The sequence below is a fragment of the Vallitalea guaymasensis genome, from assembly GCF_018141425.1.
GTDB classification, from domain to species: domain Bacteria; phylum Bacillota; class Clostridia; order Lachnospirales; family Vallitaleaceae; genus Vallitalea; species Vallitalea guaymasensis.
The window spans coordinates 779,302-795,484 of record NZ_CP058561.1 but is presented as its reverse complement, the minus strand read 5'-3'; the positions used below and the strand labels follow the sequence as shown (position 1 = coordinate 795,484).

At 32.1% G+C, this 16,183-nt stretch carries 13 protein-coding genes; all 13 read left to right on the top strand.

The annotated features are described in order from the left end of the window. The first annotated feature begins 16 nt into the window (after nt 1–16). Complete coding sequence (locus HYG85_RS03540; RefSeq protein ID WP_212692312.1) at nt 17–1,282, top strand: cation:proton antiporter; 1,266 nt, start codon at nt 17–19, stop codon at nt 1,280–1,282. Nucleotides 1,283–1,683: 401 nt separating this feature from the next. Then, a complete protein-coding gene (locus tag HYG85_RS03535) occupies nt 1,684–2,067 on the top strand; it encodes a BlaI/MecI/CopY family transcriptional regulator (protein WP_212692311.1) in 384 nt (127 codons plus the stop codon). Continuing rightward, the gene (locus HYG85_RS03530; RefSeq protein ID WP_212692310.1) at nt 2,060–3,955 is read left to right on the top strand and encodes a M56 family metallopeptidase; all 1,896 of its coding nucleotides are present in this window, start codon (nt 2,060–2,062) and stop codon (nt 3,953–3,955) included. The genes HYG85_RS03535 and HYG85_RS03530 overlap by 8 nt, the downstream gene beginning before the upstream one ends. Nucleotides 3,956–4,139: 184 nt before the next feature. Then, the gene (locus HYG85_RS03525) at nt 4,140–4,607 is read left to right on the top strand and encodes a MarR family transcriptional regulator (protein ID WP_212692309.1); all 468 of its coding nucleotides are present in this window, start codon (nt 4,140–4,142) and stop codon (nt 4,605–4,607) included. A gap of 15 nt (nt 4,608–4,622) precedes the next feature. Then, complete coding sequence (locus HYG85_RS03520; protein WP_212692308.1) at nt 4,623–5,243, top strand: L-2-amino-thiazoline-4-carboxylic acid hydrolase; 621 nt, start codon at nt 4,623–4,625, stop codon at nt 5,241–5,243. 276 nt (nt 5,244–5,519) lie between these two features. Then, complete coding sequence (locus tag HYG85_RS03515; protein WP_212692307.1) at nt 5,520–5,882, top strand: hypothetical protein; 363 nt, start codon at nt 5,520–5,522, stop codon at nt 5,880–5,882. A 114-nt stretch (nt 5,883–5,996) separates the two neighbouring features. After that, nucleotides 5,997–9,992: an acyl-CoA dehydratase activase gene (locus HYG85_RS03510; RefSeq protein ID WP_212692306.1), complete on the top strand. Its 3,996-nt coding sequence runs from the start codon at nt 5,997–5,999 to the stop codon at nt 9,990–9,992. Between the two features lie 38 nt (nt 9,993–10,030). Then, complete coding sequence (locus HYG85_RS03505; RefSeq protein WP_212692305.1) at nt 10,031–10,645, top strand: class I SAM-dependent methyltransferase; 615 nt, start codon at nt 10,031–10,033, stop codon at nt 10,643–10,645. Between the two features lie 327 nt (nt 10,646–10,972). After that, complete coding sequence (locus HYG85_RS03500; RefSeq protein ID WP_113671708.1) at nt 10,973–11,743, top strand: DeoR/GlpR family DNA-binding transcription regulator; 771 nt, start codon at nt 10,973–10,975, stop codon at nt 11,741–11,743. A gap of 11 nt (nt 11,744–11,754) precedes the next feature. Beyond that, the gene (locus tag HYG85_RS03495; RefSeq protein WP_212692304.1) at nt 11,755–12,915 is read left to right on the top strand and encodes an iron-containing alcohol dehydrogenase; all 1,161 of its coding nucleotides are present in this window, start codon (nt 11,755–11,757) and stop codon (nt 12,913–12,915) included. A 57-nt stretch (nt 12,916–12,972) separates the two neighbouring features. Next, nucleotides 12,973–13,620: an L-fuculose-phosphate aldolase gene (locus HYG85_RS03490; protein WP_212692303.1), complete on the top strand. Its 648-nt coding sequence runs from the start codon at nt 12,973–12,975 to the stop codon at nt 13,618–13,620. A gap of 66 nt (nt 13,621–13,686) precedes the next feature. Then, the gene (locus tag HYG85_RS03485) at nt 13,687–14,997 is read left to right on the top strand and encodes a Na+/H+ antiporter NhaC family protein (protein ID WP_113671705.1); all 1,311 of its coding nucleotides are present in this window, start codon (nt 13,687–13,689) and stop codon (nt 14,995–14,997) included. A 135-nt stretch (nt 14,998–15,132) separates the two neighbouring features. Further along, nucleotides 15,133–16,182, top strand: a complete 1,050-nt coding sequence (locus HYG85_RS03480; RefSeq protein WP_330619213.1) for an S-methyl-5-thioribose-1-phosphate isomerase — start codon at nt 15,133–15,135, stop codon at nt 16,180–16,182. The last annotated feature ends 1 nt before the right edge of the window (nt 16,183 follow it).

Below are 16,183 nucleotides of genomic sequence, written 5' to 3'. Positions count from 1 at the left end.
TGTGGAGGAAATGAACATGGTAAAAGGAATAATATTATTGATAGGTTTTATTTTTATTGCAATGATTGTTGGTAAATTGGTAGCAAAAGCAAAAATGCCTGCTATACTGGGATGGTTATTGACTGGGATGATAATTGGACCATATGCTTTGGGATGGTTAAGTAATAGTATGATGCATAGTACATGGTTCCATATCATTAGCAGTATTTGCGAAGTGACAGTAGGACTTTTTATAGGTACGGAATTGATTTGGAAGGATCTTAAGAAATCAGGTAAGCAGATTATAACAATATGTTTTACAGAAGCTTTTGGGACATTCTTGATTGTCACTATAGCTTTTGGGTGTATCTTTGCATTTATGGATATTCCAATATATTTAGCGTTCATTTTTGGCGCTATTGCATTAGCAACTGCACCAGCACCTTCTTTATCCATAATCAATGAGTATAAAGCGAAAGGACCAGTTACAAGAACGTTGATGCCTTTAGCTATCCTAGATGATGTAATTGCATTGATTGTTTTCTTTTTGGTAGTAGGGATAGTATCTAATGTTTTGGCTGGTGGAGGTATGCCCTTGTACTATGCACCACTTATGATAGTTTTGTCTATTGTAGTAGGTATTGTAACAGGGTTTTTAGCATCAATTGTATTAAAAAAAGAAGTAGGTAGTAAAAGCACGATTATATTAGTATTGGCATGTCTTGTTATGGTAACTGGAATTGGGATGTATATTAATGAATATCTTCTACCAGAACCTATGATGAATCTAATGCTTGTTGGTGTTACTTTTTCAACTGTTTTTGCAAACCTCATACCAAAGGAAAGACTAGAGCAGATAATGAAGGATGTAAATATCGTGGTTATGTTAGCTATGGTTATTCTCATTATTAATCTTGGAGCACCATTAGATTTTCATTTGATTACGGGAGCAGGTATTTTTACAGCAGTTTATATTGTTGCTCGTGCCATTGGTAAATTAGGAGGAGCATATATTGGTGCTGTGATTTCTAAAGCACCAGTAACAGTGAAAAAATATCTAGGGCTTACATTATTGCCTCATTCAGGTGTTTCACTTATTTTTACAGGTATTGCAGTAAGTACTCTTATGCAACCAGCTCCTGAATATGCTAAGATAATTCAAGGGACCATTGCTGCGGCAGCTGTTATTAATGAAGTGATAGCGGTGATTTTGGCTAAGCAAGGATTTAGATTGGCGGGAGAATTAGATGGTGATAAAATGGAACAGAAACATATAGATGAGATGAAAGTAATTGTTGATTAATATCAATTATGTCAGAAAAAGAGTTTTGTTCTGACGTGGCTTTTGCAAAATAGTATATGTATATGTTACGCCAGCTACTTGCTCGTCCTGAGCTCATCAAATAATAATGGACATCGAGTCCATAATTATTTCTGACAGTCCAGTAGGGCTGTCAGATTAAAAGCTGGGTTCGGCGTCCTGCCTCACTACTTCACATATACATATACTATTTTGCTTGTAGTCATCGTCAATATACTTACAAAACTCTTTTTCTTCTAAATAGTAGAACTATTGGCTACTTCAAATTTTATCTATAAAATCAGAGTGACTTATATAGTCACTTTTATATTGACAAATAGAGGTTACAAGAGTAAACTGTATATGTGTAGGTTACGAATGTAACCTGAGAGGAGAAATTGTATATGAGTAAATTGGTTTCCAAAATTTCTGATTCTGAGCTTGAAGTTATGCGTGTTCTATGGGAAGCTGGAACTGAACTTCCTATTGCGGATATTAGGAAGACACTTGAGATAAGAAGTGATTGGGATACATCTACAATAAAAACATTGCTTAGGAGACTTTGTAAGAAAGAAGTTGTTCTAGCAACAAAGAAAGAAGTATTCTACTATAAACCTCAGGTAACAGAAAATGAATATAATGAATATAGTACACAAAAATTAATTGATAAGTTGTATTCAGGTAGTGCCAAGAATCTTATAGCATCCCTTTTGGGGAGTAAGAAACTTGATGATGAAGATATAGAAGAATTACGTACATTATTTAAAGTAGGTGATGATAGTGAATGAGATATTGAAGCTAATACTATCCCTTTCATTATCAGGTAGTATTCTTGCATTATTGTTTTTTGCTATAAAACCATTTGTTAAATATAAACTATCTAAGATTATACAATATATAATATGGATTATAATTCTATTAAGGTTTATTGTCCCTATTTCTTTTGAAGATAGTGTAATGAATAAGGTATTCAATAGTAGTGAAAGTCAGATAGAGATTATTACGCCTAAAAATGCTGCTGAGATTAATGAATCAGATAAGAATTCAATAATGCCCAATGTGGCACAAGAGGTTGAAAAATATAAATCAAAAATTGCTTATATTACTGGTATGGGTGATAAAGGATTGAAAAATATTGCTGACAAATATATCTTGAACATATGGATATTGGGGGTAGTCATAGTTTTTACTAAAAACATATATTCATATATTAGATTCTTGATACATTTGAAGAAGTCTAATAAACTTGTTGGAGATAATGAAAATAGGTTATTAAACAGTTTGCTTGATGGAATCAGTAATGTAAGATTTTTTCGGAATCCAGATGTTGCAACACCTATGTTAATAGGGATTATTAGACCTTGCATTGTAATTCCTGATGAGGAATATACAGAAACACAACTTAAGAATATTCTTCTTCATGAGACTACACATTTAAAACATTTTGATATATGGGTAAAATGGTTAACCATGATTGTTACTTCTATCCATTGGTTCAATCCTATGATGTATTTCATGAAAAAAGAAATCAATAATGCATGTGAATTAGCATGTGATGAAACAGTTATCAAAAATCTAAGTAATGAAGAAAAACAAGCATATGGTGATACCTTGATATATGTTATTGCAGAGCATAAATATTCTAATTCAGTATTACAGGCAACTATGTGCGAGGAGAAAAAGACTTTAAAAGAAAGGTTAATATCTATTATGAAGTATAATAAGAAATCAAAGATTGCGATAATTTTCTCTGCCATTTTAGTAGTAGCAGTTATAGTTGTTTCATTATTGCTGGGTACAGGAGTTATCAAAGGAGATGATTCGCCTCCTAATATCTATGTCAGTGCAGAAAGACAAAAGACTAAAGAAGCAATTAGAGGTAGTTATTCTTGGAAAAAAGGGAATGAACATATACAAGCAGACTCAATCAATCCAACTGATTTTGATTATAGATTTGATAATATAGTATCAGTTGCTAGTGGGGAACAACTAATTATAAGTACACAAAAGTTAAAAAACGATAAGAAGTACGATTTTACTATTGAAGATATATCTATATATAAGGATAATCAATTAATGGAAACGGATATGATTGATCCTAGTTTCATGGATGGGAACTTGTATATTCAATCACCTAATGAAAAAGGCGAATATATTTATGTTTTGACACTAAAATATGATAAAGGAATAGTTACATATGGATTTGTAGTAAGAGTCAATATGCTTACTTATGATTTGGAAAGTTTATCAGAATATAAAACCCCATATGTAGGTGACAGTAGTAAAGTAAGCCATATAGCAGGGTATTTACCATCTCCAGAAAAGACTTTTATGCAGCACTATACATCTATGGAAACAAGTGAAAGACCGTATAGTTTGACCATATTTTATGAATTGGCTCCTGATCTAGAATATAAGGGAGAATGGCCTATAGTAACTCCAAATTCAATTTTCCAGACTAATTCAAGAATTAATGCATTAGTTGTATTTTCCATGATTGATAATCTAGATATAGTAACCTTTGCTTTTCGTAATTCAAGGTCAGATGGAAGTCTAGATCAATCAAAATATAATACTTCTTTTACATTTCCAAGAGAAGCTTTCAAAGAATATGGAGATCTTACAGAACTAGGTAACAATTTAGATTTACTAAAAGAAGTATTGAATGACTTATAAATAAATACTATATTTTACTTCTACTAATAAAATAATATTAAAAGAGTACACATCTTTTGGGGTGTGTATTTTTTTCTTGACAAAATAGTATGCCTGTATTACTATATTTAGTATACCTGTATTACAAAAAGCTTAATGTTAATAACTAATAAATACTTAAATCTATTCAAGAGGTGATTATTTTATGAAAACTATTATTAATGAATTTATGGAAGTTTCTAGTGTTTATATGGAACTTATTAAAAAAACAGAGAAAGTCAAAAGGAATTATAATGGAATTGAGTTGTATCCGTCAGAAATCCACACTTTAGTATTTATCCAAGATAATATCGACAATAATATGACTACAATAGCCAAGAGATTAGGAGTAACAAAAGGTGCAATTTTCAAGATTATACAGAAATTAGAAAAGAAGGAGTTATTGATAAGATATAAAAAGGTTGATAACAATAAAAACACTTATTTTGAGTTAACCAAAAAAGGCATATTGGCATATGAAGGACATGAGAAATTTCATAAGAATTTTTTTGATGAACCATCAAAAGAATTTACACAATTTGTAACTGATAATAAGGAAACCATACAGAAAATGTTCGCTTATTCAAAAGAGTACTTAAAGGAACATATAGAAAAACTAGATAGTGAAGAATAGGAGAGGATCATAATTATGTTAAAAACTAATATAGACAATATAGCAAACCCTTCCAGTGGTTTAATTATAATAGGAATTCTAAAAGGATATTTAAAACATCCAAAATCATTTTTCATAAAAACAATACTTACTTTTAAGAAGTTCAAGAAAAGTATTGAGATGGATTTACCAAAGGAATTTATTAATTCCAGTGGATTGATTGCTTGGTTATACATAAGACTAAAAAAAGAAGTTGGAAAAGATAAAGCTTTTGAGATAATAAGAGCTACTATACTGTGTTCAGGACTTGCAGTTCAACAAGCCAACTTTAGGAACGTAGAAGCAGAGAGAACTTTCGAAAATCTTGTGAAATATCAAAAACGTGTAAAGAATGAAGGTACGACAAAACTTAATAAAATGGAGATTATTGAGGAAACAGAAAGCAAATATGTTTATAAAGTTACTAAATGTATGTTTTATGAGTTTTTCAAATATTTGAAGGTACCAGAACTCACTACTATAATGTGCAGTATTGATAATGCTATTTTTAATACGTATTCCCCAGAAAAAATTACTTTCCATCGTGATGGAATCAATAATAGGATGGTAGATGGTGCTTGTGAATGTATGTTTGTAATTGAAAACAATGTAAAATAAATATAATGTTAATCTAGGTTGGATATCTGAATCCAGCCTTTTTTAGTATATATACTAACCGGTGCATGGTCACTGTAGATTTCTTTACAATCATATAATTATAAGCTAAAATTAATATAGGTATCGCTGATTATGTGTAAATGTAAATAAATCACTACATCATAATCACCCAAAACAAGTTATAAGTGGATTCAGCCCTTGAAGTATTGAACTTGGAAAACAAACATTTTAATTGGTAGTTTTAAAATTTTATTATAAGTAAGGTAGGTGAGTTATATGATTGTTTTTTATGGTATTTGTCTATTTGCAATAATATACTTAGCAGTACGATTGGCAATAAGGCCGTTAATTCCTATTGAAAATAAAGATATGTCTAAAGAAGATGAAATAAGTATTATTGATCTAAAAAATCTAGGATTATTTGACAACGAAGAGATGGAAGAGATATTAATATTATTTCAAACTAAGGGCAAAGATAACAAGAATAAGATTAGGTATGAGAAATATCTTGATATACTCATTCAATTAAATAATCTAGGTTATCTTAATGAAGACCAGTTACAAGATAAAATAGATAAATTAAAAGATTGTAAGTCTAACAATTTCAAATTCAAGGAAGTTAATACTTTCTATAATTAAAATCCTTATAGTGTATCACTAGATACACTTTTTTTAATGAGATTATGATAAAATTACCTCACCAATGAAAATGAATTTCGTTTTCACAAACCATTAGATACAGGAGGTAATAAATTGTACAGCATAGGAATTGATATAGGATATTCAGCAATAAAAATAATATTGATGGATAGTAACTGTAAAATTAAATATAGTAAATATCTGTTACATAAAGGTAAAGTAAAGCAAATCCTAATTAAAACACTTGAAGATGTATTAATACAGTATAATAACGAAGATATAAAATTAGGAGCTGTCACTGGTAACGGGAGTAAGTTTTTATCTAAAGGAAATAAAGCTGAGTTTGTTAATGAAGTTGCATCAATAGTAGAGGGGAGTACTAAAATAGATGGCAACATTAAATCAATCATCGATATTGGTGGAGAGAGTGCTAAATATATTACAGGTTTTGAAGGAATGGATAAATCTAAAATACAGATAGCCATGAACTCCAATTGTTCTGCTGGAACAGGTTCATTTTTAGAAGAACAGATGTCAAGGCTTAATCTGAAGTTAGAAGATTATTCACTATATGCCAACAGAGCTAAATCAATACCTAGAATAGCAGGTAGGTGCAGTGTTTTTGCTAAAACAGACATTACTCATCATCAACAGGAAGGAGTATCCGTTGATGACATTTTACTTGGCTTGGCATATGCGGTGATTAAGAATTATAGGGGAGCTATCATCAAAAAACTGCCACTTACAAAACCAATTCTTTTTTCAGGTGGCGTAGCTCATAATCAAGGTATAATTACCGCTCTAAAAGATGTGCTTAATCTGGAGGATGGAGATTTGATTATACCAGAACACTTTAGCAATATTGGGGCTTATGGAGCAGCAATAATAGCTAAAAACGATGAGCTAAATATTAATCTTATAGATTTACTGAACTATGTAAAATCTAATGAAGATTATAGTAATGAAGATAATGAGGTTAAACTGCCGAAATTAATTGAGTATGGTAATGGTGATAGTTTTAATAAGCATATATATAAATCTATAGAAGATGAAACAAAACGCTTGGATTGCTATTTAGGTATTGATATAGGGTCTACCAGTACTAATCTAGTTCTGATGGATGAGAACAAGGAAATCATTTCCTATAAATATCTAAAAACTCTAGGTAATCCAATAGAAGCCGTTAGATTGGGCTTGAAAGTATTAATGAAAGAATTCGGTGATAAAGTTAATGTTATAGGTGTGGGTACTACTGGTTCTGGTAGATATATGATAGGTAAATTCATAGGAGCAGACGTTGTAAAAGATGAGATTACTGCTCAAGCCAAAGCAGCCGTAACAATAGATAAAAGTGTTGATACCATTTTTGAGATTGGAGGGCAAGACTCAAAGTATATATCTATCAAGGATGGTGTGGTAACTGACTTTCAGATGAATAAGATATGTGCAGCTGGAACAGGGTCTTTTATTGAAGAGCAAGCTAAGAAATTCAATATTCCTATAAATGAATTTGGAGATATGGCTCTTGATGGGGATACCCCTATTAATCTAGGAGAAAGGTGTACTGTTTTCATAGAAACCAGTATTGCTTCCAATATATCAAAAGAAGCTAAAATGGAGAACATTGCTTCTGGACTTTGCTATTCAATTGTCAAAAATTATATTGGAAGAGTAGTAGGACAGAAAAAGATAGGTAATAAGATATTTTTGCAAGGAGGAGTCGCATTCAATCAAGGTATAGTCAATGCTTTTAGAGCATTAACTGGAAAAGATATCGTTGTTCCACCTTTCTTCAGTGTTACAGGAGCATATGGGGCTGCTATATTGGCTAAAGAGGGTATGACAAATAAGAAAACCAAGTTTAAAGGTTTTAATATTGAGAATAAAGAGTTCCTAGAAAGACATAGAGAGGATAAATTAAAGCAAGATAATACTTCAATATTTAATAACAAAGTTACAGAAATAGTATTTGACGGTTATAAAAATAATGTTGATGGTAATAAGAAAACTGTTGGGATACCAAGAGCACTTTTTACATTTGGTATGTTTTCCATGTTTCATGGTATTTTCAAAGACCTGGGATTCAATGTTGTATTATCTGAACCTACCAATGAAGAGACTATTCGTCTAGGGCAACAATATGCACTTGATGAGACCTGCTATCCTGTAAAACTAATAACTGGTCATGTAGCAGAATTAGTAGGAAAAAATGTTGATTATATATTCTTCCCTGATTTATTTTCAGTAGATCATCCAGGTTCCAAGAGCAGAGTTAATTATGGTTGTGCTTTCATGCAGTTAGCTTTTAAGGTTATGAATCAAACTATGGAGTTGGATAAGAAAGGAATACAATTATTATCTCCAACTTTTGCCTTTAATCTAGGAAAGAAATTTATGATGGAGAGTTTTTCTAAGATGGGAAAACAATTGAACAGAAGCAAGGAGCAGATTCAGAAGGCACTAGGCAAAGGTACAGAAGCTTACTATAGATTTGAAGAAAAGATGGAGGAAAATGGTAAGGAAGTTCTTGGGTCAATAAAACCGGAAGAAAAGGTATTCGTTATGATATCAAAGATTTACGGAGTTGCCGATCCAATGTTAAATATGGGAATACCTTCAAAACTTATGGATATGGGATACAAGGTAATTCCATTCTATGATTTACCAGAAGGAGATGTTTCAAAAGAATACCCTAATATGTTCTGGCCTTTTGGTCAACATATATTAGAACCAGCAAAGCTTGTTAAAGAACATCCTAATCTATATGCTATATTGTTGACGCATCATGGCTGTGGACCCGATTCAATCATTTCACACTATTTTAGAGAAGAAATGGATGGTAAACCTTATCTTCACATTGAAGTAGATGAACATTCATCAGGTGTGGGAGTAATAACGAGAGTAGAAGCTTTTATTAACAGTCTCAATTCAATAGGTGTAAAAAAAGCAAATCCAGTAGAGGTCTATCAAAAAAAGATTGTGCATAAAGAGACAAATGTAAAATATTCTTTGAAGGATATAGATGAAGATACAATAGTTTATCTACCTTATTTATATCCCTATTCAGATATTTTCAAGGAGCTTTTGATCAATTACAAAATAGATGCAAGGACATTACCAGAAACAAGCCAAAGTTCTATATATATGGGAAGGAAATTCACAATTACGGAAGAGTACTTTTCTTTGACGGCTTTATTAGGAGATGTTTTTACAGAACTTGCTTCACTAAAAGAAAAAAATAAGAAGATAGCATTCCTGATACCACGTAATGAGGGAACTGAGACAGATGGACAGTATGGTAGATTACTTAGAACTAAACTTGATGAGGAAGGGTATAAGGATGTAGATGTAATCTCTCCTTTTATGGAAGATGTGTTAAATACCCAGGAAGACTATGTAACTTCAATATGTTTAGGCTTGTTAGCTGGTGATATAGTAAGGGCAGCGACGAAAGATTATAGAGATAAATATTTGAAGGATATTCTAAAGGTGATTAAGAGCAATAATCTTACAGTTGATGAATTAATTAAGATAGCTAATGAAGTCCGTGAAGATTCAAAATCCATTAAGTACAATAAAAAGATTTTAGCTGTTGGAGAAGTTTGGATACTATATAACCATATTCTCAATAATGATGTTTTTGACAAATTAGAAGATAAAGGACATAAAATAGTTTATAGCCCTTTAAGTGAAACCATGTGGCTCTTCTGGAAAGACTTCTTGAACCACAATATAAATGAAACCAGTGTTGTTCAGCAGCAAAGATTAGCTAGGTTCAAGGAAAATATTAGATTGATATCAAGAGCTTTATCAAGTCAATCGCCCTTTGAATATGAGATAGACAATCTGGTAGAAACAGCAGATAGGACTATAGGTTATTATTCAGGAGCGAATGGAAGATATAGGGAAGCAAAAGTGTTAGGTCAGCTTAATGGAATAGATGGAAACATAACTGTGGCATCTATGTATGAAAATACAGGTATTGTACTAGGTATATTGCATAAAGGATTTGAACAGGGTAACGAGAAACCTATTCTTAATCTTACTTTTGATGGTAATAAAAATGAGAATCAGGAAACCAAAATTGAATCATTCATGTATTATTTATAAGTTGTATTGTTGAAGAATTATTGAAGGAGGTTGATTAAATGGATAAAAAGAATAGATGTATGAATGAACATCCATACAATCACAAAAAAACACATAGACGTGGTCCTAGCAGTTATCATATGCATAATCCCGATGTGGTGTTTAATGAATTAAATATTAAAAAGGGAGATAGTTTCCTCGATCTAGGTTGTGGGTCAGGAGATTATTCAATACAGGCGGCTGGATTGGTTGGAGAGTTAGGTATGGTCTATGCCCTTGATATATGGGGGGAAGTACTGGAAGGACTTAATGAACGTGCAGGTGAAAATGGAATAACAAATATTAAGACTAAGGTTTGTAATATAAAAGAGAATATTAATCTAGATGATAATAGTATTGATATTTGCTTTATCTCAACAGTTCTTCATACTATTGATTTAAGTATAGATGGAAAAAGGTTGTTTGATGAGATTGATCGTGTATTGAAACCAAGGGGACGAATTGTTATTATTGAATGTAAAAAAGGTGACTATCCAGTTGGACCACCAATGAGTTGTCGTATATCACCAGAAGAATTTAAAGAATTCTTTTTGCCCTATGGTTTTGAAAAAAATAGCTATGTGGACTTAGGATATAATTATATGATTTCTTTTAAAACTAAAATCTTAATATAGGACAGTAATAGGATGTGTAACATATTACCTAAATATTGGTAAAAACTGTATTGGAGCTATTGGAGTCTATAGATGATATGAAATCTATAGACTCCTTTTATACTGCACAAATATAACATTTTCCCACATTCTCAGCTAATTTATTACTAAAACACAAAATATAATTTATAAAAATGTATATAAATGTTGACTTAATGTTGGATAATGTGGTAAAATGTAAATAACAATTTAACAAATGTGGTTAAATGTGATTTGTATTTATTGCTAAGATTATTATTCTACATATTAAAAAGTTGTTTATTATAACATATCAAGAGGAGATGTAAAATGTTAGCTATAGATAGATTGAAAAAGATTGAAGAACTATTAAAAGAAAATGGAAGTATTGTCATAAGTCAACTAAGTGATATGTTGGATGTATCAGAAGAAACCATAAGAAGAGATTTGGAGAAATTAAGTAAAACCATGAAATTCAGACGTGTTCGTGGAGGAGCTTATTTATACGAATCCTCTGATACAGAAGTACCTGTTAAGATAAGAGAACAGATATACATAAAAGAAAAACAGGTCATTGGTGCAAAGAGTGTCAGCTTCATTGATGATGGAGATACCATTATGCTTGATAGCAGCACAACAGCTCTTTATATAGCAAAAAATTTGAATCTAAGCAAGAAAAAAGTGACTGTAATTACTAATTCCATAAAAATAGCAAATGAACTAGCTGACAATTCCTTAATAAAAATCATTAATCTAGGTGGTACCTTAAGACGAAGAACAAAATCTTATGTAGGCTATATGACAACAGATAGTTTAATGGATCTGTCAGCAGATAAAGCTTTTGTAAGCTGTTCTTCCGTAAATGTGAAATTCGGTGTAACAGATAATCATAATTTGGAAGCTAGAGTAAGAAAAGGTATGCTTAATAATTCAGTGAAAAAATTTTTAGTTGTGGATTATACAAAATTTGAAGAACCAGCAGTTAACAAAATATGTGACATAAAGGATATAGATGTAATTATTATAGATAGAAAATTATCTAATGAACAGCTTGATGTCCTTAAAAAACATAAAATAGAAGTTGTATGTTGTGAAGAATAGGAGTGAATCACATGCAAAATTTCGAATGTAAACTAGGAACAAGAGTCGTTTTTGGTGAAGGCAGAGAAAATGAAGTTGGAAAATATGTAGCTGGATATAGCAAAAAAGTCTTGATACATTACGGTGGAGATTACCTGAAAGAATATGGAATACTTGACAGGATTACCAAATCACTGGAAGAAAACAATATAGAATATGTTATTTTTGATGGTGTTGTACCTAACCCAAGATTATCTCTAGTAAATGAGGGAATCAAGATATGCAGGGAACAGGATATTGACTTTATTCTTGCTGTTGGAGGCGGAAGTGCAATAGATTCTTCAAAAGCGATAGCTTTGGGAACTATGTATGATGGAGATGTGTGGGATTTCTATACAGGACAAGCAACTCCAGAAAAAGCTTTGAAAGTGGGAGTAGTGCTGACTATACCAGGTTCTGGTTCAGAAATGTCCGAAAGCAGCATTATCACTAATGAAAAAGAGAACCTGAAATGTGGTATTGATACAGAAGTGATAGTCCCTGAATTTGCAATACTTAATCCAGAGATGTGTTATACCATTCCACCATATTTATTATCCTGTGGAATAGCAGATACATTAACTCATCTATTTGAAAGATATTTTACACCAACTAAAAATGTGGTAATAACTGATTACTTGATTGAAGGAGCAATGAAAGCATTACTGGAAATAGGACCTAAGCTTAAAAAAGATCCTAAAAACTATGATTATTGTGCTGAATTCATGTGGATTGCGACAATAGCCCACAATGGTACTATGGATGTGGGAAGAGCTTCTGACTGGGGTTCTCATAGAATCGAGCATGAAATAAGTGCTCTATACGACATTACTCACGGTGGTGGTATGGCAATAATATACCCTGCATGGATGAAATACGTTAAGAATCAAGATATAGACAGGTTCAATCAGTTAGCAACTAGAGTATTTGGAGTTGATAATACTGATAAAGAAGAAGCAGCAGACCAAGGAATTAATAAAGTGGAAGAATTCTTTAGAACTCTAGGACTGAAAACTACATTGACAGAAGCAGATATTCCTTTGGATAGATTTGAGGAAATGGCTGAAAAAGCAGTTGGCGAAGCTGGATTCGTTGGTAGATTCAAAAGACTTGAAGTAAAAGATATCATAGAAATACTAAACATAGCAAAATAGGCATTCATTATAATAGAATTAATCAGAAATACATATGTGAAAGGGGTTATTAATAAGATGAAGTTTGAAGAAGAAAGAAAATTATTAGTAGAATATGGAAAGAAAATGGTTGATAGAAATCTGACCAAAGGATCTGGTGGAAATCTTAGTATTTTCATTAGAAAGGAAGGATTGATGGCAATTACTCCAAGTGGAATTGATTATTATGAAATGAAGCCTGAAGATATTGTCATAATGGATTTGGAAGATAATGTTGTTGATGGTGACAAAAGACCTTCATCAGAATACTCAATGCATAGAATTTTCTATAAAGAGAGAGATGATATAGATTCAGTTGTTCATCTTCATTCAGTATATTCAACAATACTTGCATGTCTACGACAGGAGCTGCCAGCAACTCACTATCTAATAGGAGTATCAGGAGGTGAAAATGTAAGATGCGCTAAATATGCTACATATAGTACTGAAGAACTCGCCGAGAATGCATTTGAAGCCATGAAAGACAGAAACGCTGTATTCTTAGCTAACCATGGATTATTGGTAGGTGCTAAGAGCTTATCTAGTGCCTTCGGAAAAGCAGAAGAGATTGAGTTATGTGCAGAGGTTTATTATAGAGCAAAATCTATAGGTGAACCTGTAATACTCGATACGCAAGAAGTCAATAAAATGTTAAAGATGTTCCAAGGATATGGACAAAGAGCTTAGGATTGTTACATAGTGTTTTAATTGAGATTTACTATAAAACTACTAAACATTAAGGAGAGGTCAGACATGAACAATAACAAAGATAATAGTAATAGTAATTTTAAAGGATTATTACCATTAATAGTGTTCTTGGTATTATTTATGGGCACAGGCATTATAACAGGAGATTTTAGTAGTATGCCATTGCTGGTAGCATTTATTTTTGCATCAGGATTTGCTTTATTATTGGATAAAAAAGGTGGTAAAACAAGCTTTGGAGAAAAAGTAGCAATATTTACTAGAGCTGGTGGTGAAGAAACAATTATTTTGATGGTAGTCATATTCATATTAGCAGGAGCTTTCTATTCTGTAGCAGATGCTATGGGAGCAGTAAACTCAATAGTTAACCTAGGATTAACAGTATTGCCTGTCAATATGATCTTACCAGGAATATTTATCATTGGATGTATCCTGTCATTTTCAATGGGAACATCAATGGGTACAATCACAGCATTAGCACCAATTGGTGTTGGTATCGCTAATCAAGCGGATATCAGTATGGCTCTAGTATTAGCGACAGTTGTAGGTAGTGCAATGTTCGGTGATAACCTATCATTCATATCTGATACCACAATTGCTGCAACAAGAACTCAAAATGTAGAACTAAGGGATAAGTTCAAGTCTAACATTCTTATTGTTCTACCAGCAGTAATCATAACACTTATAATATTAGCTATGATTCCAGTTGATGTAGTAAGCTTAGAGAGTGTTGATTATTCATTAATTAATATATTACCTTATGTAGCTATAATAGTTAGTGCATTGATAGGACTTAATGTAATGGCTGTATTAGGAATAGGTATTGGTGTTGGTTCAATCATAGGTTTAATCAATAATAGCTTTGATGGCGTTGGATTATTAGGAGTTTTACAAAGAGGTATGGGATGGATGGAAGATCTATCAATGATAGCAATAGTTGTTGCTGGTCTAGTTGGACTAATGAAATATTATGGAGGAATAGATTATCTATTAGAAAAAGTTACTGCCAAAGTAAAAGGTAAAAAAGGTGGACAATTCGGAATTGCAGCCTTAGTTGGATTAATTACAGCAGCTACAACTAATAACACAATCTCAATCCTTACAGCAGGACCATTAGCAAAAGATATATCTGAAGAATATGATATCGACCCAAGAAAAACTGCCAGTCTATTAGATATCTTTTCAGCAGCAGTACAAGGACTTATACCTTATGGGGGACAGCTGTTATTGGCAGCAGGGTTAGGACATATTTCACCTGTTGAAATAGTACCGTATTCAATATATTCAATATTAATGTTAATAATTGGTAGTATATCTATTATTATTGGATTCCCTAGATATAAAAGAGCTAGAAAATAATATATAGATTCATTGAAGAAAATAATTTAATAAGGATAACAACAACAGAATATACCATATATAATGTGGAGAGCATTATATATGGTACATTCATAAGAAATTTTACAGGGTAAACGAACACAGGAGGTAAAAGCAATGATGGAAAGAGTAGATAAAGATCTTGCATTTATGTTAAGATATGAAAATGTTGCTTGGTATGAAGATGGAAAAGTAAAAATATTAGATCGTAGAATTTATCCAACAGAAGTTAGATTTGTTACTTGCGAGTCTCATCAGGAAGTAGCCCAGGCTATAGCTGATATGGTAACCCAGAGTGCAGGACCTTATACAGCAGCAGGAATGGGAATGGCACTTGCAGCTTATGAGTGTAGAGACTTAAAAGAAGAAGAACAGATGAAGTATCTAGAAGATGCGGCATATACATTATCACATGCAAGACCTACGACAGTTCCTAGAATGACTCTAGTTGTCAATGGATGTCTGGAGGTAGTAAAAAAAGCTTTTGCAAATTCGCAGAGAGTGGACGAAGAGATATTCAAACATACTGTTAATTCTATGAATAGAAGATACTCCAAGATAGGTGAAGTAGCTAATTATCTAGTAGATATGTTTCCGCAAAATGGTAACGTTATGACTCAATGTTTTGGAGAAACCATAATAGGTATGATGCTAAAAGAGGCTAAAAAACGAGACAAAGTTGTTAAGTTCTTCTGCCCAGAAACAAGACCTTTCCTTCAAGGTGCAAGACTTACAGCAAGTGTAATAAAAGACCAAGGATTTGATGTAACCGTAATTACAGATAATATGCCAGCTATTACTATGCAGACTAAAAATATAGATTTATTTACATCAGCTGCTGATTCCATATGTATAGATGGACATATCGTCAATAAAGTAGGAACAATGCAGATTGCAATTGCTGCAAAATATTTTGGTATTCCATATTTTGTTACAGGAATTCCAGATAGAGATACAATAGAAAAGGTTAAGATAGAAGAAAGAGACCAGAAGGAAGTATTAGAGTTCAGAGGTATAAAAAATACATTGGACGGGGTTAAGGCTTATTATCCAGCTTTTGATATAACACCACCTCATTTAGTAAGTGGAGTAGTAACAGATAAAGGAATATATAGTCCATATGACTTAAAAAGATATTTTGCTACAGAAGTAGATAATTACTGGTAGA

Bases quoted from the DNA above. Each gene is read 5' to 3' on its own strand.
- HYG85_RS03540 (WP_212692312.1), top strand. From the start codon at position 17: ATGGTAAAAGGAATAATATTATTGATAGGTTTTATTTTTATTGCAATG.
- HYG85_RS03535 (WP_212692311.1), top strand. From the start codon at position 1,684: ATGAGTAAATTGGTTTCCAAAATTTCTGATTCTGAGCTTGAAGTTATG.
- HYG85_RS03525 (WP_212692309.1), top strand. From the start codon at position 4,140: ATGAAAACTATTATTAATGAATTTATGGAAGTTTCTAGTGTTTATATG.
- HYG85_RS03520 (WP_212692308.1), top strand. From the start codon at position 4,623: ATGTTAAAAACTAATATAGACAATATAGCAAACCCTTCCAGTGGTTTA.
- HYG85_RS03515 (WP_212692307.1), top strand. From the start codon at position 5,520: ATGATTGTTTTTTATGGTATTTGTCTATTTGCAATAATATACTTAGCA.
- HYG85_RS03505 (WP_212692305.1), top strand. From the start codon at position 10,031: ATGGATAAAAAGAATAGATGTATGAATGAACATCCATACAATCACAAA.
- HYG85_RS03500 (WP_113671708.1), top strand. From the start codon at position 10,973: ATGTTAGCTATAGATAGATTGAAAAAGATTGAAGAACTATTAAAAGAA.
- HYG85_RS03495 (WP_212692304.1), top strand. From the start codon at position 11,755: ATGCAAAATTTCGAATGTAAACTAGGAACAAGAGTCGTTTTTGGTGAA.
- HYG85_RS03490 (WP_212692303.1), top strand. From the start codon at position 12,973: ATGAAGTTTGAAGAAGAAAGAAAATTATTAGTAGAATATGGAAAGAAA.
- HYG85_RS03485 (WP_113671705.1), top strand. From the start codon at position 13,687: ATGAACAATAACAAAGATAATAGTAATAGTAATTTTAAAGGATTATTA.
- HYG85_RS03480 (WP_330619213.1), top strand. From the start codon at position 15,133: ATGATGGAAAGAGTAGATAAAGATCTTGCATTTATGTTAAGATATGAA.